This is a genomic window from Stenotrophomonas sp. Nf1 (assembly GCF_003028475.1).
Lineage (GTDB): Bacteria > Pseudomonadota > Gammaproteobacteria > Xanthomonadales > Xanthomonadaceae > Stenotrophomonas.
Genome location: NZ_PYTV01000006.1, coordinates 39,839 through 57,768 on the forward strand (window position 1 = coordinate 39,839; position 17,930 = coordinate 57,768).

Consider the following 17,930-nt stretch of genomic DNA (forward strand, 5'->3'; position numbering starts at 1 on the left):
TTGGTATTACTTTCCGAAGCCCCTGGCGGAGGAAGGACTGCGCTCACCCTGAAGAAAGCTTCAGACGCATTCCCGAAAGCCGCCAGCGAACCTGGCGGCTTTTTTCATGCCGCCACGCTGGGGACCCCCAACGTTCCGGAGACCTCCCCCATGCCCCCGCACACCGACGACCTGCGTATCCGCACCATCGAACCGCTGACACCGCCTGCCCAGCTGCTGGCGATGCTGCCGTGTGACGATGAAGCCTCCGACACCGTCAGCGCCTCGCGCGCGGCCCTGCACCAGATCCTGCACGGCCGTGACGACCGCCTGGCCGTGGTGGTCGGCCCGTGCTCGATCCACGACCCGAGTGCCGCCATCGAGTACGCCCAGCGCCTGAAGCCGCTGCGCGATGCGCTGGCCGGTGAACTGGAAATCGTCATGCGCGTGTACTTCGAGAAGCCGCGCACCACGGTGGGCTGGAAGGGCCTGATCAACGATCCGGACCTGGATGGCAGCTTCAGGATCGACAAGGGCCTGCGCATCGCACGTGGCCTGCTGCGCGACATCAACAAGCTCGGCCTGCCGGCCGGCGTCGAATTCCTCGACGTGATCTCCCCGCAGTACATCGCCGATCTGGTGGCATGGGGCGCCATTGGTGCACGCACCACTGAAAGCCAGGTGCATCGCGAACTGGCGTCGGGGCTGTCGTGCCCGGTCGGCTTCAAGAACGGCACCGACGGCAACGTGAAGATCGCCGCAGACGCCGTGGGTGCTGCCTCGAATCCGCATCACTTCCTGTCGGTCACCAAGCAGGGTGGCACCGCCATCGTGTCGACCACCGGCAACCCGGATTGCCATGTGATCCTGCGCGGCGGCAAGCAGCCGAACTACGATGCGGCCAGCGTGGGCGAGGCCTGCCAGGCGCTGGCCAAGGCCAAGCTGCCGACGCGCCTGATGATCGACGCCAGCCATGCCAACAGCCTGAAGAACCCCGAGAACCAGCCGAAGGTGATCGAAGACATCGCCGTTCAGTTGGAAGACGGCGAACAGCGCATCGTCGGTGTGATGATCGAGAGCCATCTGGTCGGTGGCCGCCAGGAACTGGTGGAAGGCCAGCCGCTGGTCTACGGGCAGAGCATCACCGATGGCTGCATCGACTGGGACACCACCGTGACGGTACTGGAGCGACTGGCTGCGGCCGTGCGCGCCCGTCGCGGAGTGAAGGTGTCCGAAGCCGCCTGATGGAAGCCGCCTGAGTGCGGCATGTGTGTGGATGGCGGCCAGTGCCTGCGGGGGTGCGGCCGCGATCAGGGCCGGTCGGAGTTGGAGACCGGCCCGTCCGCACCGGCGATGCGCCTGGCGCTGCGTATGTGCGACAGCGCCAGGTACATCGCCGGGGTGGTGTGAACCCCGACCATTGACGATGCGGTTGACGCGGTAGATCCACGCCATGCGTGGATAGGGGCAGGCCACGGCGCGATTTCGGAAGAGTTGCATGGAATCTGCCTGCAGCTTCGGCCGAAGATCGGGGCCTCACCTGGCTGGACCCCGCCGATGCACGTTTTCCCCGACGACAGCCCGTTGCAGCCAGAATGCCGATCAGTTTCCGGAGCGGCCGCCATGGCCCTCGTACGCTTGAAAGGCGGCCCGATTGCTGATGACGCGATCTCCGTCATCGAGGACTGGTTCGAATCCTCGTCTCCCGCGACCACGGCAAGCCTGCTGGCGGAACTTGATGAGAGAATCGAGCTTTACCGCAACGAAGGAGACCAGGCGCTTCTGCGTACGACGTTGAAGGCCAGGGCGATGATCGCGGCCTCTGCCGACCAACCGCGCGATGATCGTGAGTCCACCTCTTCGTTCAAGGTGGTGCCTGCAGCATCCCTCGTTGGCGACTGGAGCTCGGACTGCGAAACGGATTGCGTGATCGTCGACGGGGATCTGAGCGTAGAAGGCACGCTGGCGCTCAATAATCTGGGCGAGACGCTGTGTGTGATCGTCCTGGGCAGTCTCAGCGCCCGCAATCTTGACTGTGGTGGTTGGGTCTTCGTGCGTGACGATCTTGCGTGTGAGCATCTCCATGCATGCTCGCTCAACGATGGGATTCTGGCCGTAGGGGGAAGCATCACCGTGCAGACCTATCTCGAGACCGGCACATACACACAGGTCGGTCGTGAGCTGTACGCCAGCTTCCTTTCCACCGTCCAGAACGAGATTGTCGTTGAGGGCGGGGTTCACTGCCCGGGCTTCAGTAGACGGTCTGACCCCGACTACCTGTCCGGATGGATGGATCCCGAGCTGCTCGAGCAGGTCGACGCCGGCAGCGATGACTGTGACAGCCCATGGAGTGTCTATCCCTCAGAGGCCTACCGGCTGCGCATCCTTGCAGGCGGGAGCCCGATGAACTCCCGCCTGCGCAAGTGATCCGGAAGCAGGCGCACCCGCCAGGCCGCGGTCAATGCACTTCGTCGTGATACACAAACTTCGGCATTTCCCAGCGGTAGTGGATCGCCAGCAGGCGCATCGCGAAGCCGCCGCCCAGGCAGCACAGAATGGCAGTGGCGTCGGCCACGCCCCAGTGCAGCAGCAGTAGATACGCCGCGCCGGTCAGCAGCGCGATGATCGCGTACAGCTCCTTCTGGAAGATCAGCGGCACCTCGTTGCAGAGGATGTCGCGCAGCACGCCGCCGAACGCGCCGGTCAGCATGCCGGCAATCAACACGATGGGGGTGGCGTGGCCCGCCTCACGTGCGATCGAGCAGCCGATCAGGGTGAAGGCGATCAGGCCCAGGCCATCGAGTACCAGGAAGGTGCGGCGGAAGTGGTGCATCCAGCGCGCCACCCAGGTGGCAATCAGCGCCGCGCACACGGTGAAGCCCAGGTACTCGGGATGCTTCACCCAGCCCAGCGGGTAGTGGCCGAGCAGGATGTCGCGCAGCGAACCGCCGCCGAGGGCGGTGACGCAGGCGATCATGACCACGCCGAACAGGTCCATGCGGCGGCGGCCGGCGGACAGCGCGCCGGTCATGGCTTCGGCGGAAATGGCGATCAGATAGATGATGGACAGCAGCATGGGGCAGGCTCCGGGCGCGGTGGGGCCGGCCATGCGCGTATACCGCCACTGCCTGCGCAATGACGGGATGACGATGACCGGTGCCGCTCCCGCTGTCCTTTTGCCTGAGAGTTCAGCGGCGTAGGCCGCGTGCCCCTTCGGCGGATCGTCCCGGGCATGCCCGGTGACCTCTCTCCAGCTCGGCGAGTCGAATGCATGGTTGGTGGGATTCCAGCCCACCGGCCTGAGCGATCATGGGAGCCTGCGCCTTCGGCGGGCGCCAGCGCGGCGCCTCTCTCCTGCATTCGGGCGCCAGTATATCCGCTGCAGTGCAGCACGGCATAATCCGGCCATGGCCCCGTCCCTCCGCCCCTGGTTCCTGTACCTGCTCGAATGCCGCGATGGCAGTTTCTACGCCGGCATCAGCACCGACGTGGACGCGCGTTTCGCCGCCCACCAGGCCGGCAAGGGCGCCCGCTACACCCGCGCCCGGCCGCCGCTGCGCATCCTGGCCGTGCGCGAATACCCGGACCGCGCCGCCGCCTCGCGCGCCGAATGGCAGCTCAAGCAGCAGCCGCGCGAACGCAAGCTGGCTTGGCTGCAGGCGCCGGATCCCGCGCTTTTGTAGAGCCGAGCCCGTGCTCGGCTGCTGGATGGGCGACGAGGCTCAGCCGAGCATGGGCTCGGCTCTACAGTAGATCCACGCCATGCGTGGATGGGCGCGTGCGGCCATGCCATGATCGCCCAGCCCTCAGCGCTGGAGACCCGGATGTCCGCCGTTGCCCTGTTGTTCGCTCTCTCCGCATCAGCCAGCCCCGCCGCCGACCCGGCCACCCTCGCGGCCATCGAAGCCACCTGCCACGACTACGTCGACGGTCAGCTGGAAGCTGATCCGCAGCGCGTCGCCCGTTCCCTGCATCCGGATCTGGCCAAGCGCGCGGTGCTCGGCGATACGCCCGACGAGCGACTCGGCCTGCGCCGGATGTCGAAGGAGGAGCTGGTCGCGCTGACGAAGCAGGGCGCGTTGAAGACCCCGAAGGATCAATGGGACCGTCGCTGTACGGTGCTGGACGTGACCGGCAACGCCGCCTCGGTGCGGCTGGAAACCCCGTGGTTCGTCGACTACTTCCACATGGGGCGCTTCGAGCAGCGCTGGGTCATCGTCAACGCGCTGTGGTACCCGAAGCCGAAGGCGGAATAACCCATGCGCGCTGCTGGCCGCGCATGGCTCTGCATCGTCGTGCTGGTCGCCGGCATCGCGCTGCTGCCTGGCCTGTTGTACCTGCTCGGGATGGCACTGGTGGATGGTCGACCGAAGCCGGCGGGCCGCGCCGCCAGTGATGTGGCAGCGTGCGGCACTGAACCACGGGTGGAATACCAACCGATGAATCCCTGGCGATTCGCCGCGCAGTTCTTCGACAAGGACGTGATGAAGAAGAAGGCGCCCGACGTGGAGCGGGAGGCCCTCTGGATTGCCCGAAGCCATCTGTCGCAGCAGCCCCAGCGCGGCATGCTGCGATGGCATCTGAGCAGCGCAGCACTGACGATCTGGATTACCCGGCACTGGGGCGCGGCGCAGATTGCCGACACGGCGAGGAAGCAAGGCTTCTGCCAGCAATGGTCGCGCCCACGGATGAAGTAGCGCCACACCATGCGTGGATGGCGTCAACGGGGTCAGAGCCCTTTCCTGCGGAAAGGGATCCGACCCCTGGGCTGCCGGCCCTACCGCTTCGGCCGCCGGTCGTCGCGGTCATCACATGGTCGAAACGGGGGTCCCCGGTGGCCCGACGGGGAAGTAGAGCCACGCCGTGCGTGGCTGAGCTCCATGCAGCCTGCACAGACATTCATCCACGCATGGCGTGGATCTACTGCACCGGCCGAGGAGGCGCGAGTGCGGCCCTACCGCTTCGGCCGCCGGTCGTCCTGGTCATCGCCGAAGATGATGCGTGCGCTGCGCTGGTAGCTCCAGTACGCCACTGCCCAGTTCAGCAGCACCACGATGCGGTTGCGGAAGCCGATCAGGAAGAACACGTGCGCGGCCAGCCAGAACCACCACGCCAGCACACCGGACAGCTGCAGGCGGCCTAGATGCACGATGGCCGCCATGCGGCCGATGGTGGCCAGGTTGCCGTAGTCGGCGTACGTGAACGGACCGGGTTCGGGCTTGCCGTGCAGGCGCGCGCGAATCACCTCGGCCACGTACTTGCCCATCTGCTTGGCGGCCGGTGCCACGCCGGGTACCGGCTTGCCGTCGGCCTGGCTCAGTGCGGCCAGGTCACCGGCCACGAACAGCTCCGGGTGACCGGGCAGGGTCAGGTCCGGCTGCACCTGCACGCGCCCGGCGCGGTCCAGCGGCACCTCCAGCGTACGCGCCAGCGGTGAGGCGGCCACGCCGGCGGCCCACACCACGGTGCGTGCCGGCACGAACTGATCGCCGAGCTTGAAACCCTGGCTGTCGATGTCGCTCACCGGGGTGCCGGTCAGCACTTCCACGCCCAGCTTTTCCAGCTGCCGGCGCGCCTTCAGCGAAAGCACTTCCGGGAACGAGGACAGCACGCGTGGCCCGGCTTCGACCAACCGCACCTTGGCGCTGGCCGGGTCGATGTGGCGGAATTCGTTGCGCAGCGTGTGCCGTGCAATCTCGGCCAGGGTGCCGGCCAGTTCAACGCCGGTGGGGCCACCACCGACGATGGCGAAGCTCAGCCATGCCGCCTTCTTCGCCGGGTCCGGCTCGGCCTCGGCGCGTTCGAACGCCAGCAGCAGCTTGCGGCGCAGCGCGATGGCGTCGTCCAGGGTCTTCAGGCCGGGCGCATCATCGGCCCATTGGTCGTTGCCGAAGTAGGCGTGGGTAGCGCCGGTGGCCAGCAGCAGGCTGTCGTAGTCCAGCGCGCTGCCGTCGGCCATGCGGATCTGCCGGGCCTGCTTGTCGATGGCCACCACTTCGCCCAGCCGCACTTCCACATTGCGCTGGTGGCCGAGGATGTGGCGCAGCGGTGCGGCGATATCCGGCGCGGACAGGCCGGCGGTGGCCACCTGGTACAGCAGTGGCTGGAACAGGTGATGGTTGCGGCGGTCGACCAGAGTGATGCGTATGCGCTCGCGGGCCAGCGCACGGGTGGCCCAGAGACCGGCAAAACCGCCGCCGACAACGACCAGGTGGGGAACGCGCTCACGACTCATCGACTCACTCCAGTGGGGGCATTGGGGGAAGCGCCTGGCATCTTCGCACGCCGGCCGCCTGTCACGTCAGCGCTCGCACGGATCGGCGATACTTGGGTTCAGGCACACGCCCCTGAGGAGCCCATGAGCGAACCGGAAAAGCGCATCGCCCTGTTGATCGACGCCGACAATGCGCCGGCCTCGAAGATCGACGAAGTCCTGGCCGAAGTGGCGCGCTATGGCGTGGCCAACGTGCGTCGCGCCTATGGCAACTGGAAGAGCCCGCGATTGAAGGGCTGGGAAGCGGTGCTGCACGAGTATGCGATCCGCCCGATCCAGCAGTTCGCTTACAGCAAGGGCAAGAATGCCTCGGACATGGCGATGGTGATCGATGCCATGGACCTGCTGTACGCGCGCAACCTGGATGGATTTGCCATCGTTTCCAGCGATGCCGATTTCACTCCGATGGTGATGCGCCTGCTCACCGATGGCGTGAAGGTGTATGGCTTCGGCGAGAAGAAAACGCCGGAACCGTTCGTCAATGCGTGTTCGAAGTTCACCTATCTGGAAGCGTTGGGCCAGACCCATGCCAGTGTGCCGGATGTCGAGCAGGCGCCGAGTGAGCAGACATCGAACGAGCCGCCGCCCAGCGACGATGCCCGCCCGCGCAAGAGCGGCGCGGAAATGCGCAGCGACACCCGGCTGGTGAAGATGCTGCGGCGCGCGGTGTCGGCGGCCGAAGGCGAGGACGGCTGGTCGCACCTGGGGCCGGTCGGCAGCCAGATCGGCAACCAGGCCTCGTTCGATTCGCGCAACTACGGCTACGGCAAACTCAGTGACCTGCTGGCGGCCATTGGCCTGTTCGAGCTGAAGAAGGACGGCAAATCCTCCTACGTGCGCGCGCTGCCGAAAAAGAACCGGTAGTGCCAGCCGCCGGCCAGCGATGCCCGGCCGCCAGATCCAGCATCCAGCACGCACACACCCACACGGATCAGGCGTATCGTTGCCGCTCGCATTGCCAGCAAGGAAACCTGCATGTTGAAGATCTGGGGACGTCACAATTCCAGCAACGTCCGCAAGGTGTTGTGGTGTGCCGAGGAGATCGGCCTGCCCTACCAGTCCATCGAGGTGGGCGGCAGCCATGGCGGCACGCAGTCAGCCGAGTACGTGGCGATGAACCCGAACGGGCTGGTGCCGGTGATCGAGGATCACGGCCTTCCGCTGTGGGAATCGAACACCATCGTGCGCTACCTGAGCGCACGCTATGCGCTGGGCACGCTGTATGCCGAAGACCCGATGGAGCGTGCGCAGGCCGAGAAGTGGATGGACTGGAGCACTTCGCGGATGGCACCGCTGTACTCCGAACTGATCTGGGGGATCATGCGCACCGCCCCGGCCGACCGTGACGAGGCGCGCATCAATGCCGCCATCGTGCGCGCCGGAGACTATCTCGCCATGGCCAATGCCACGCTGGCCACGCAGCCGTGGCTGTCGGGCGCGAAGTTCGCGATGGGCGACATTCCGCTCGGCGCGCTGGTCTATGCCTGGTTCGAGCTGCCAATCCAGCGCCCGGAACTGCCGCATCTGGCCGAGTGGTACGCCCGCCTGCGTGAGCGACCGGCGTACCAGCGTGGCGTGATGTCACCGATGACGTAAGCGTCGGAGTTCGGGGTCGGAGCCCTCTCTGCGAGAGGGATCCGACCCCAATGCCGCAGGGTCGGATCCCACCCGGCGGGTGGGCTCTGACCCCTGCCGCGGCACCGGTAGAGTCGAGCTTGCTCGACTGCCGTGTGTCATCAGTAGTCGAGCAAGCTCGACTCTACCGGCGATACCGGTGCTACCGGCCGCCAGCCTTCAATAAAGATCCGTCGGATCCACATCCAGCGACCAGCGCACCTTGCGTGCTTCCGGCAGCGCATACAGCTGCGGCACCAGCTGTGCCAGCACGCCATGCAGCGGGGGGCGCTGCAACGCCGACAGCAACAACTGCGTACGCTGGTAGCCGGCACGGCGCGGCATCGGTGCCGGCATGGGGCCGTACGCTTCCACCACCGCCTGTTCGCCCAGCAGCTGCCGTGCCGCCAACAGGAAGGCATTGGCATGTTCGACCTGCTGCGCTTCGGCGCGCATCAGCGCCAGATGCGCGAACGGTGGGAAACCTGCGGCCTGGCGCTGGTTCAACTCGGCCTGCGCGAACGGGTGGTAGCCACCGCTGACCAGTGTTTCCAGCAGCGGGTGCCCCGGGTGATGGGTCTGCAGCCAGACCTCGCCCGGGTCGCGTGCACGCCCGGCACGGCCGGCGACCTGGATCAGCTGCTGCGCCAGTTTCTCGCTGGCGCGGAAGTCAGCCGAGAACAGGCCCTCGTCGATGCCGACCACCACCACCAGGGTCAGCTTGGGCAGGTCGTGGCCCTTGGCCAGGATCTGCGTGCCGACCAGGATGCCGGGCTGGTCGCCCAGTTTCGCCAGCTGCTGCTCCAGCGCATCACGGCGTGAGGTGGTGCCGCGATCGATGCGGACCACCGGGAAATCGGCGAATGCGGCGGTGAGGTGTTCTTCCAGGCGTTCGGTGCCGATGCCCTGCGGTTGCAGGGCCAGGCTGCCGCAGGCCGGGCACGCCAGCGGTGCCGGCTGTCGCGCGCCACAGTGATGGCACTGCAGGCGACGGCCACCGCCGTGCACGGTCATCGGCGCATCGCAGCGCTGGCACGGCGCAGTCCAGCCGCAGTCGTGGCACAGCAGCACCGGTGCGTAGCCGCGGCGGTTCTTGAACACCAGCACCTGCTGGCCGCGCTGCAGGTGTTCGCCGATGCCGGCCAGCACATCGGCCGAAAGGCCGTCATGCAGTGGCCGCTTGCGAACATCCAGAATGCGCACGCGCGGTGGTCGTGCATCACCGGCGCGCTGCTTCAGGCGCAGGTGGGTGTAACGCCCGGCATAGGCGTTGTGCAGCGTTTCCAGCGAAGGGGTGGCGCTGCCCAGCAGTACCGGGATGCCCAGTGCCTTGGCCCGCACCAGGGCGAAATCGCGGGCGTGGTAGCGGATGCCGTCCTGCTGCTTGTAGCTGCCGTCGTGTTCCTCATCGACGATCAACAAGCCGGCCTGCGGCAACGGCGTGAACACCGCCGAACGCGTACCGACAATCACCCGTGCCTCGCCGCGCGAAGCCGCCGCCCAGACCCGGGCGCGCTCGTTGTCGTTCAGGCCCGAATGCAGCGCATGCACCGCGATGCCGAGGCGACCGCGGAAGCGCGCCAGGGTCTGCGGGGTGAGGCCGATTTCCGGCACCAGCACCAGCGCCTGCCGGCCTTGCGCCAGGCAGTGGATGATCGCCTGCAGGTAGACCTCGGTCTTGCCGCTGCCGGTCACGCCATCGAGCAGGAACGGCTGGAAACCTTCGGCGGCGTTGATCGACGCCACCGCCTCGGCCTGGTCCGGGTTGAGGGTGGGGCCGGGCAGCGGTTGCGCATGCTGCGGTGCCACGCTGAGAGCAACACGCTCGGCCAGTTCACGCTTGGCCAGGCTGCGCGCGGCGGTGCGCCAGTCCTGCATGCGCTCGCCCAGCACGTCTTCATCGACGATGGCCTCGGCCAGCAGTTCGGCCAATTGGCGGGGGCGGCTGCCGGCACGCAGCGTGTCGCGCTGTGCGCGGCCCTCGGCGGTCAGCTGCCAGCCCCAGTGATGGGTGTCGGGCAGCGGTTCGCCATGGCGCAGCGGGCCGGGCAGGGCGGTATTCACTACTTCGCCCAGCGGTGCGTGGGTATAGCGTGCCAGCCACTGCAGGCTCTGCCACAGCTCGCCCTGCAGCAGCGGCTGGCCGTCGCACCAGGCCAGCGCCTGGCGCAGGCCCTGGCCGTCTTCGCTGTGGCCGTGGCCGGCGACCACACCCACCAGTTCACGGTTGCCGAACGGCACCTTCAGGCGGCAGCCGACGGCCACCTCCGGGTCACCGCCCTGCGGCGACAGGTAGTCGAACAGGCGGGGCAGCGGGACGGGCAGGGCGACCTGCAGAGTCGGGATGGGGGCAAACATCGGGCCAGTGTAACGGGCCATGCGCACGCGGATGGCGGGCGCCGGAGGCGGTCGAGCGACGCCCCGGGAATCATAAATGTCACCTAAATATCGGTGTCCATTGGAGATTCAGTCTTATCCACACGTTCTGTGGATAACGTTGTGCGTTACCGGTCGACGGGCGCGTGTGAGGCCGATGGCGACAGCCTTGCCCTCGGGTTGGTCAAAAAATCGCCACACTTTAAAAGCCTTTGAAAACAGCAACTTGAGTGTGAAACATTGCTGAAACAGAGTGAATTCAGCTGGATGCCCCAGTTTTCCCCGCAGGGGCCGTGGTGCTGTGCACAACCTGCAGCACGAAGCAGCGGTTGGCGCAAGTCCTGCCGGGCGCCAATGGGCTGCCGCTATCATGCCGGCAGACCTTTGGAGTGACCGATGACGGCTGTGCCCGCCCCTGTTTCCTCGACCGCGGCCGGCGCGCTGGCGGCGTTCCTGCGTGGCGTCGAGCGCCGTGCCCTGGTGGTGGCCGAGCTGCAGTGCGGCGACGCCGCCCGTGCCGAGCAGACCCTGGTGGCCGTGATGCGTGCCTTCGCCGCTGTGGCCAGTGATCTGCCGATGGCGCAGTGGCCGACCCGGTTCTGGACCCTGTTGGGCCAGCGCCAGGCGCTGCGTGAGCCGGTGGGCGGGCAATGGCAGCCGCCGTTGGCGGCGCTGGGCGAGATGGCGCCCCTGCCGCGCCTGGCTCTGTTGCTGCGGGTGGGCGGCAGCCTGGACGAGGGCATTGCCATGCGCGTACTCGACCAGGACGAGGCGGGTTACCAGCATCTGCTGGCCGATGCCTGCCCGCGTGATGCGCATGGCCAGCCCGATGCCTCGGCCTGGCGCCAGCTGGCCGAACAGGTACAGGGGCGGATCCGCGACCTGCCGGCCAAGCGCCTGCAGCAGCTGCAGCAGCCGGCTGCCCCGGTGGCCAGCACCGAAGCTCCCAGCACCAGTTGGCGCGCACCACAGCGCGACGAACGTGCGCCCGCCCATGGCAAGCGGCGGCGTCCGAACGCCAAGCCGCGCTGGCGCGGCCCGCTGATCCTGCTGGTGACTGTGGCCGTGCTGCTGGTCGCTGCCCTCGGCTGGCGTCACTGGCAGGGCCGTTCGCTCGGCAGTGATGCGCCGCTGCCCGAAGGCGTGGTGGGCGAGGCCGGTCCGGTCACAGTGGAAGCGCTGCCGCCGAGCACCGTCAACGCCCCGCCGGTGGCGACCCCGGTCCAGGCTGCGGATGACGCCACGATGCTGGGCGACCGCGACTATCCGCTGGTCGCCGACGCCGATCTGTATGCGTGGACGGCCGCCGGCGGACCGCTGCCGGTGGACGAGTCGCAATCCAAGCCGAGCCGGCCGGAGCCGGCCAGCACCACGCTGGAAACCACCGCCGCCGATGAATAAGACCGTGTTCGTCAGCCTGCTGCTGACCCTGCCGTTGTCGCTTTCGGCCGCCCCGCAGACCTTGAATGTGCCGCTGCCGGCACCGTCGCCGGCCGCACCGGCCGCGCTGCCGGCATCGACCGCTGCGCCGTCTGCCTTTGCCCAGCTCGATGCGCAGCAGCAGCGCCAGCGCCGCGCCGACTACGCCGCCTGGCGCGCGTTGCCGGAAGGCGAGCGCGAGCGCATCCGCCAGGCGGCTGCGCGTTTCAATGCGCTGCCGGCCGACCAGCAGCAACGCCTGCGCCAACAGTTCCAGGCGCAGGACCAGGCCTTCCGCGAGGGCTGGCGGCTGGGCCCGCAGCTGGGTCTGGAGTTTCCCAAGCTGCATGGGCTGTTCGGGTTCGTGCCGCCGGAGCAGCGTGACACCGCACTGGCCGTGCTGCGCCAGCTCAGCCCGGCGCAGCTGGCCCAGCTGACCCTGGTCGCGCAGCGCACGCCACCGCAGGAGCGCGACGCCATACGCAGCGCCTTCCTCGCCGTGCCCGCCGCCGAGCGCGACACCTGGCTCAAGCGCCAGGCCGGCCAGTAACCCCGAAGGTGTAACGTCGACGGGGTAGAGTCGACGGGGTGGAGTCGACTGCCGCGCGCAGCGCGGGGTTTTCGTCGCGTGATGGAAGAGCAGTCGCCCAAAAGAGCAGTCGACTAACAGTCGACTCTACCCAGCCGGCTCCTTCACCTCTGCAGCGAGGCCTGCCGGGACCCGGCATTCACGCCATGTCATGGGAATGCGCGCGCTGCGCGCGTAAGATGACCGGCCGCAACCCGGTGCCTGTGCCCTTCGCGCGCAACCGTAGTTCGCGTCAAGCACCTTATGTCTACTGCAACCTCCACGCCGCGCTTCAGCAAGGAAGTCGGCGCCACCGGTCTGCTCGCCCTGCCGCTTGTGCTGGGCCACGTATCCACCGGTCTGATCTCCTTCGTCGACAACGTGATTGCCGGCCACCACGCCACGGCGACCCTGGCCGCGGTGACCATCGGTACCGCGCTGTTGTGGCTGCCGATGCTGATCCCGATCGGCACGCTCATCTCGCTTACCGCCTCGGTCTCGCAGCTGCATGGCGCCGGCCGCGAGCGCGAGATCGGCCCGCTGTTCCGCCAGGCGTTATGGCTGGCGCTGGGCCTGGGCCTGATCATGTTCACCTTCCTCACCGTGGTGCCGCCGCTGCTGCCGGCGTTCGGCATCGCGCCGGACATCGTGCCGGGGGCGACCGCGTTCCTGCATGCGGTGCGCTGGGGCGGTCCGGCGCTCACCCTGTACTTCTGCATGCGCTACCTCAGTGAAGGCATGCACTGGACGCTGCCGACCATGCTGCTCGGCTTCGGTGGCCTGCTGGTGCTGGCGCCCATGGGCTATGTGCTGGCCAACGGCAAGCTCGGTTTCCCGGAGATGGGCGCCGAAGGGCTCGGTATCGCCTCAGCGGTGATGATGTGGCTGCAGGCCATCGCCTTCGCCACCTACCTGTGGCTCACCAAGCGCTTTGCCCACCTGCAGCTGTTCTCGCATTTCGAAGGCCCGCGCTGGAAGGCGATCTGGGAGCTGCTGCGCACCGGCCTGCCGATCGGCATCACCGTGCTGATGGAAGGCGGTCTGTTCATCGTCACCGCGCTGTTGATCGGCCGCCTCGGCGCCAACGAGGCGGCCGCGCACCAGATCGCGATCAACGTCGCGCAGCTGTGCTTCATGATCCCGATGGGCGTGGCCGAGGCCACCACCGTGCGCGTGGGCCATGCGGTCGGTCGCGGCGATGGTTTCGGCGTGCGCCGTGCGGCGTGGGCCGGCTACGCGATCATCATGGGTACGCAGACCTTGTCGGCGGCGGTGCTGCTGTTCGGCCACGACGCCATCGTCGGGGTCTACACCAACGATCTGGCGGTGGCCGGCCTGGCCTCGACCCTGCTGCTGTATGCGGCGACCTTCCAGTTCCCCGATGGCATCCAGGTGCTGTCGGCCGGCGCGTTGCGCGGCCTGAAGGACACCCGCGTGCCGATGTTCATCGCCATGTTCGCGTACTGGGGCCTGGGCATGCCGCTCGGTGCCGGGCTCGGCCTGGGCCTGGGCATGGGCCCGCAGGGCATGTGGATCGGCCTGATCGTCGGCCTGACCGCCGCCGCCATCCTGATGGGCTGGCGCCTGCGCCGCAGCAGCCTGCGCATCGGCCAGTCAATGCTGTCCTGACCTTCCGCGCCCGCCATGTTCACCCCTGGCGGGCGATCCCCTGACTTGTGTCCGATGCTGCATCACGCGGCACCGGCTATGCTGGTACCACGGCAAGAAGCCATCCGGAGCGTTCCATGAATCAACCCGTGCCCCCGCTGCCCCCGGCGCGTCGCAACCCCGTCGCCAGCTTCTTCATCGGGCTGTGGGACGTCATGAACTTCACCCGCCGGTTGATCCTCAACCTGGTGTTCTTCGGCCTGCTGTTCCTGCTGCTGGTGATGTTCATCGTCGCTGCCGGCATGGGTGCCGGTGCCAGCAAATCGCTGCAGGACCGGACCACCCTGGTGATCGCGCCGGAAGGCCGCCTGGTCGAACAGTTCAGCGCAGATCCGGTCAGCCGCGCGCTGGCCAAGGCAGTGGGCGACAACAGTGCCGAAGAGATCCAGCTGCGCGACCTGCTGCGGGTGATCGAGTCGGCCAAGGAAGACAAGAAGATCGAGCGGGTGGTGCTGGAGCTGGACAAGCTGCAGCCGTCCGGCTTTGCCTCGCTGCGTGAAGTCGCCGCCGCGCTGCAGGACCTGCGCGCCTCGGGCAAGCAGCTGGTGGCCTACAGCGAGAGCATGGGTCAGTCGCAGTACCTGCTGGCCGCACAGGCCGACGAGGTCTACCTGGACCCGATGGGCTCGGTGGTGCTGGAAGGCCTGGGCCGTTACCGCCAGTACTTCCGCACCGGCCTGCAGGACAAGCTGGGCGTGGACGTGCACCTGTTCAAGGTGGGCGAGTACAAGTCCGCGGCCGAGCCGTATGTGCTCGACGCCGCCTCGCCGGCCTCCAAGGAAGCCGACCTGTTCTGGATGAACGATGTGTGGCAGCGCTACCTGGGTGATATCGCCAAGGCGCGCCGCCTGGACCCGGCACAGCTGGCTGCGGGCATCGACACGCTGCCCGAAGGCGTCGCCGCCGCCGGTGGCGATCTGGCCAAGTTCGCGCTGCAGCAGAAGCTGGTGACCGCGCTGAAGACCCGCGAGGAATTCGAGGATCTGATGATCGAGCGCGGCGTGGCCGATGACGATGCCGACGGCGGTTTCCGCAATGTCGATTTCGGCGGTTACCTGGCCCTGCTCGACGCACGTCGCAACCCGGTGGACTCGCGCCCGCAGGTGGCCGTGGTGGTCGCCGCCGGCGAAATCAGCGGCGGTGACCTGCCGGCTGGCCGCATCGGTGGCGAGTCGACCTCGGCGCTGCTGCGTGCTGCGCGCGATGACGAGAACGTCAAGGCGGTGGTGCTGCGGGTGAACTCTCCGGGTGGCGAAGTCTTCGCCTCCGAGCAGATCCGTCGTGAAGTGGTGGCCCTGCAGGCTGCCGGCAAGCCGGTGGTGGTATCGATGGGCGACCTGGCCGCATCGGGCGGCTACTGGATCAGCATGAATGCCGACCGCATCTATGCCGATCCGTCGACCATCACCGGATCGATCGGCATCTTCGGCATGATTCCCAACTTCAGCCGCGCGCTGGACAAGATCGGCGTGCACACCGACGGTGTCGGCACCACCCGCTTTGCCGGTGCGTTCGATGTGACCCGTCCGATGGACCCGGCCGTTGGCCAGGTCATCCAGTCGGTGATCAACAAGGGCTACGCCGATTTCACCGGCCGTGTCGCCGAGGCCCGCAAGAAGCCGGTCGAGGCCATCGATGAAGTGGCCCGTGGCCGCGTGTGGAGCGGTGCCCAGGCCAAGGAGCGCGGTCTGGTCGACGCTTTCGGTGGTTTGAAGGATGCCGTGGCCGATGCGGCCGGCCGCGCCAAGCTCGGCAAGACCGACGCCTACCGCGTGCGCTACATCGAGAAGGCGGCCACGCCGTTCGCGCAGTTCGTCAGCGGTTTCGCCGGCAGCCGTGCCGGTGCGTGGATGCTGTCCGACTCGGGCATGGCGCGGATGATGCTGGCACGCACGATGCCGGAAGTGGACACGCAGCTGCGCTTCGTCGAGAACGCGGCCCGCGAGAAGGGCAACGGCGCGCCGGTGAAGGCGCTGGCGTACTGCTTCTGCGGGTTCTGACCGGCAACGGTATCGAATGAGAACGCCCGGCCCAGGCCGGGCGTTTTCATTCATGGGCCGGATCCCTTTGCGGTGCAAAGGGCTCTGACCCCACCGGTCACTGCGTCGCGTCGGCCTCGGCCTTGCGCTCTCGCGTGTCGGTATCGTCCAGGGTCTTCTGCACACCCTTGGCGCGGTCCAGCGGCTCGTTGATCGCGCGCGACATCGCTTTCGGCACCGGCGGCTGTTCCGGGTTCGGTGCGGGCGGGCGCTGGCAGGCACACAGCAGCACGGCAGCCAGCAGGGGCATGGACAGGTTCAGGATGCGCATGGCGGCACTCCATGACGGGCGTGCCCGCAGTGTCGCATCCCCGGCAGGGGGCCGCCGTGAGCGCGTATCCTTGCCGCATCGGAACACAGCGGGCGCGGCCCGGGAGAACACATGACCCAGCAACGGTGGCGCCTGGATGGCCAGACGGCCCTGATCACCGGCGCCAGCGCCGGCATCGGCCTGGCCATCGCGCACGAACTGGCCGGCTTTGGCGCCGACCTGATGATCGTCGGGCGCGATATCGACATGCTGGAGACCGCGCGCGACGAACTGCTGGACGTGCATCCGCAGATGCAGGTGCATGCGCTGGCCGCCGATGTCTCCGATGACGAAGACCGCCGGCAGATCCTCGACTGGGTGGAAGACCACAGCGATGGCCTGCACATCCTGGTCAACAACGCCGGCGGCAACATCACCCGGCCCGCGACCGAATACACCGAGGACGAATGGCGCAACATCTTCGAGACCAACCTGTTCTCGGCGTTCGAACTGTCGCGCTACGCGCATCCGCTGCTGGCGCGCCACGCCGCCTCGTCCATCGTCAACGTCGGCAGCGTGTCCGGCCTGACCCACGTGCGCAGTGGCGTGGTCTATGGCATGACCAAGGCGGCCATGCACCAGATGACCCGCAACCTGGCCGTGGAATGGGCCGAGGACGGAATCCGGGTCAATGCGGTGGCACCGTGGTACATCCGCACACGGCGAACCTCCGGCCCGCTGTCGGACCCGGACTACTACGAGGAGGTGATCGAGCGCACGCCGATGCGTCGCATCGGTGAGCCGGAAGAAGTCGCGGCGGCCGTGGGCTTCCTGTGCCTGCCGGCAGCCAGCTATGTCACCGGCGAATGCATCGCCGTGGATGGTGGATTCCTGCGTTACGGGTTCTGATCGCGGGCCGCAGTAGTGCCGGCCGCTGGCCGGCAACTGCAATCCTCTGAACATCATGTGATTGCCGGCCAGCGGCCGGCACTACCGGGTGGCAGTCATTCCGGCACCGGGCAATGGCTGGCCTCCAGCACACCCTGCAACCGCTCGCGCTCGCCCTGGGCATGTTCGCGGTTCTCCGGCGCGGCAAAGCGCTCGCGGCCGCGTGCGTCGCGGAAGCGCTGCTGCCAGCTGCCACAACGCTGTGCCTCGGGCAGCTCCTCGCAGGTGTCGCGCACCACTTCGCAGCTGGCCGCATTGACCGGCGTTGCACCGCCCAGGCCCTGCACGGTCATCAGTTCGCAGCGTGCCGGCGAGGCTTCGTATTCGTGAAGGTAGCCGCCGCCTTGGCTGTCGGTGCACTGGAAGATCGGGGGCAGCGGCGGCCTCGGCGGCCCGTCGCTTGCGGCGCGCGCCTCGGTATCGTGGCGTAGCGCCGCGCTGTCGAGGATCTGGTCGCCACCCTCGGCTTCCACCATGCCCGCTTCCATGATCGTGCGCCCTTCGTCCGCGCGTCGTGGCGCCGTCGGCGTTGCCGCCGGCGCAGCCGCTCCGCTGGCCTCGGAAACGGTGGCCGCAGCGGGATCCTGTACCGGTGAGGGTTCGGTCACGACCGGTTCGGCGTTGGCCGGCGCCGGTACGCGAAGGACCTGCTGCTGGCTGCCGGCCGGGCAGGGCGTACGTTGCAGGGTCGGAACGTCGCTGCTGCCGGAGGTGCAGCGGTAGATCACGCCTTCTTCGGCCATTGCAGCGCCGGGCAACACGGCCAGGGCCAGCCAGATCAGTCTGTTCATGCGC

General features: G+C 67.7%; 17 protein-coding genes and 2 riboswitches. Of the genes, 12 read left to right on the forward strand and 5 right to left on the reverse strand.

Going from position 1 to position 17,930, the window contains the following annotated elements; all coding sequences use genetic code 11:
* Positions 1-150: 150 nt before the first annotated feature.
* Positions 151-1,224, forward strand: a complete 1,074-nt coding sequence (locus tag C9412_RS12220; RefSeq protein ID WP_107231866.1) for a 3-deoxy-7-phosphoheptulonate synthase — start codon at positions 151-153, stop codon at positions 1,222-1,224.
* Positions 1,225-1,602: 378 nt separating this feature from the next.
* The gene (locus C9412_RS12225) at positions 1,603-2,406 is read left to right on the forward strand and encodes a hypothetical protein (protein WP_107231867.1); all 804 of its coding nucleotides are present in this window, start codon (positions 1,603-1,605) and stop codon (positions 2,404-2,406) included.
* A 31-nt stretch (positions 2,407-2,437) separates the two neighbouring features.
* Here C9412_RS12225 and C9412_RS12230 read toward each other — a convergent pair whose 3' ends face one another.
* Positions 2,438-3,055: a trimeric intracellular cation channel family protein gene (locus C9412_RS12230; protein ID WP_107231868.1), complete on the reverse strand. Its 618-nt coding sequence runs from the start codon at positions 3,053-3,055 to the stop codon at positions 2,438-2,440.
* Positions 3,056-3,139: 84 nt separating this feature from the next.
* Positions 3,140-3,243: riboswitch (glycine riboswitch) on the reverse strand.
* 13 nt (positions 3,244-3,256) lie between these two features.
* A riboswitch (glycine riboswitch) is annotated at positions 3,257-3,346 on the reverse strand.
* Between the two features lie 40 nt (positions 3,347-3,386).
* On the opposite strand from C9412_RS12230, the gene C9412_RS12235 reads away from it, so the two are divergent.
* From C9412_RS12235 to C9412_RS12245, 3 genes are all read left to right on the forward strand, one after another.
* Positions 3,387-3,662: a GIY-YIG nuclease family protein gene (locus C9412_RS12235; protein ID WP_107231869.1), complete on the forward strand. Its 276-nt coding sequence runs from the start codon at positions 3,387-3,389 to the stop codon at positions 3,660-3,662.
* 141 nt (positions 3,663-3,803) lie between these two features.
* The gene (locus tag C9412_RS12240; RefSeq protein ID WP_107231870.1) at positions 3,804-4,235 is read left to right on the forward strand and encodes a nuclear transport factor 2 family protein; all 432 of its coding nucleotides are present in this window, start codon (positions 3,804-3,806) and stop codon (positions 4,233-4,235) included.
* Positions 4,236-4,238: 3 nt separating this feature from the next.
* The gene (locus C9412_RS12245) at positions 4,239-4,676 is read left to right on the forward strand and encodes a hypothetical protein (protein WP_107231871.1); all 438 of its coding nucleotides are present in this window, start codon (positions 4,239-4,241) and stop codon (positions 4,674-4,676) included.
* Between the two features lie 257 nt (positions 4,677-4,933).
* Here the strand turns inward: C9412_RS12245 and C9412_RS12250 are convergent, their stop codons facing one another.
* Positions 4,934-6,214 (reverse strand): NAD(P)/FAD-dependent oxidoreductase, encoded by a 1,281-nt coding sequence (locus C9412_RS12250; protein ID WP_107231872.1) that lies wholly within the window; start codon positions 6,212-6,214, stop codon positions 4,934-4,936.
* Positions 6,215-6,337: 123 nt separating this feature from the next.
* Between C9412_RS12250 and C9412_RS12255 the strand changes: the two genes are divergently transcribed.
* Both C9412_RS12255 and C9412_RS12260 read left to right on the forward strand, forming a co-directional pair.
* A complete protein-coding gene (locus tag C9412_RS12255) occupies positions 6,338-7,117 on the forward strand; it encodes an NYN domain-containing protein (RefSeq protein WP_107231873.1) in 780 nt (259 codons plus the stop codon).
* A 111-nt stretch (positions 7,118-7,228) separates the two neighbouring features.
* Positions 7,229-7,849 (forward strand): glutathione S-transferase family protein, encoded by a 621-nt coding sequence (locus tag C9412_RS12260; RefSeq protein WP_107231874.1) that lies wholly within the window; start codon positions 7,229-7,231, stop codon positions 7,847-7,849.
* Between the two features lie 198 nt (positions 7,850-8,047).
* On the opposite strand, the gene C9412_RS12265 is transcribed toward C9412_RS12260, so the two are convergent.
* Positions 8,048-10,225, reverse strand: coding sequence for a primosomal protein N' (locus C9412_RS12265; RefSeq protein ID WP_107232078.1), 2,178 nt, complete (start codon positions 10,223-10,225; stop codon positions 8,048-8,050).
* A gap of 414 nt (positions 10,226-10,639) precedes the next feature.
* Here C9412_RS12265 and C9412_RS12270 point away from each other — a divergent pair, with 414 nt between their 5' ends.
* From C9412_RS12270 to sppA, 4 genes are all read left to right on the forward strand, one after another.
* Positions 10,640-11,644, forward strand: a complete 1,005-nt coding sequence (locus tag C9412_RS12270; RefSeq protein WP_107231875.1) for a hypothetical protein — start codon at positions 10,640-10,642, stop codon at positions 11,642-11,644.
* Positions 11,637-12,212: a DUF3106 domain-containing protein gene (locus tag C9412_RS12275; RefSeq protein WP_107231876.1), complete on the forward strand. Its 576-nt coding sequence runs from the start codon at positions 11,637-11,639 to the stop codon at positions 12,210-12,212. The genes C9412_RS12270 and C9412_RS12275 overlap by 8 nt, the downstream gene beginning before the upstream one ends.
* Positions 12,213-12,494: 282 nt before the next feature.
* Positions 12,495-13,859: an MATE family efflux transporter gene (locus tag C9412_RS12280; protein WP_107231877.1), complete on the forward strand. Its 1,365-nt coding sequence runs from the start codon at positions 12,495-12,497 to the stop codon at positions 13,857-13,859.
* A gap of 116 nt (positions 13,860-13,975) precedes the next feature.
* Positions 13,976-15,898, forward strand: coding sequence for a signal peptide peptidase SppA (gene sppA / locus C9412_RS12285; protein ID WP_107231878.1), 1,923 nt, complete (start codon positions 13,976-13,978; stop codon positions 15,896-15,898).
* A gap of 97 nt (positions 15,899-15,995) precedes the next feature.
* On the opposite strand, the gene C9412_RS12290 is transcribed toward sppA, so the two are convergent.
* The gene (locus C9412_RS12290) at positions 15,996-16,208 is read right to left on the reverse strand and encodes a hypothetical protein (protein ID WP_107231879.1); all 213 of its coding nucleotides are present in this window, start codon (positions 16,206-16,208) and stop codon (positions 15,996-15,998) included.
* Between the two features lie 111 nt (positions 16,209-16,319).
* Here C9412_RS12290 and C9412_RS12295 point away from each other — a divergent pair, with 111 nt between their 5' ends.
* The gene (locus C9412_RS12295) at positions 16,320-17,096 is read left to right on the forward strand and encodes an SDR family oxidoreductase (protein WP_107231880.1); all 777 of its coding nucleotides are present in this window, start codon (positions 16,320-16,322) and stop codon (positions 17,094-17,096) included.
* Between the two features lie 95 nt (positions 17,097-17,191).
* Here C9412_RS12295 and C9412_RS12300 read toward each other — a convergent pair whose 3' ends face one another.
* Complete coding sequence (locus C9412_RS12300; protein WP_107231881.1) at positions 17,192-17,926, reverse strand: hypothetical protein; 735 nt, start codon at positions 17,924-17,926, stop codon at positions 17,192-17,194.
* Between the last annotated feature and the right edge of the window lie 4 nt (positions 17,927-17,930).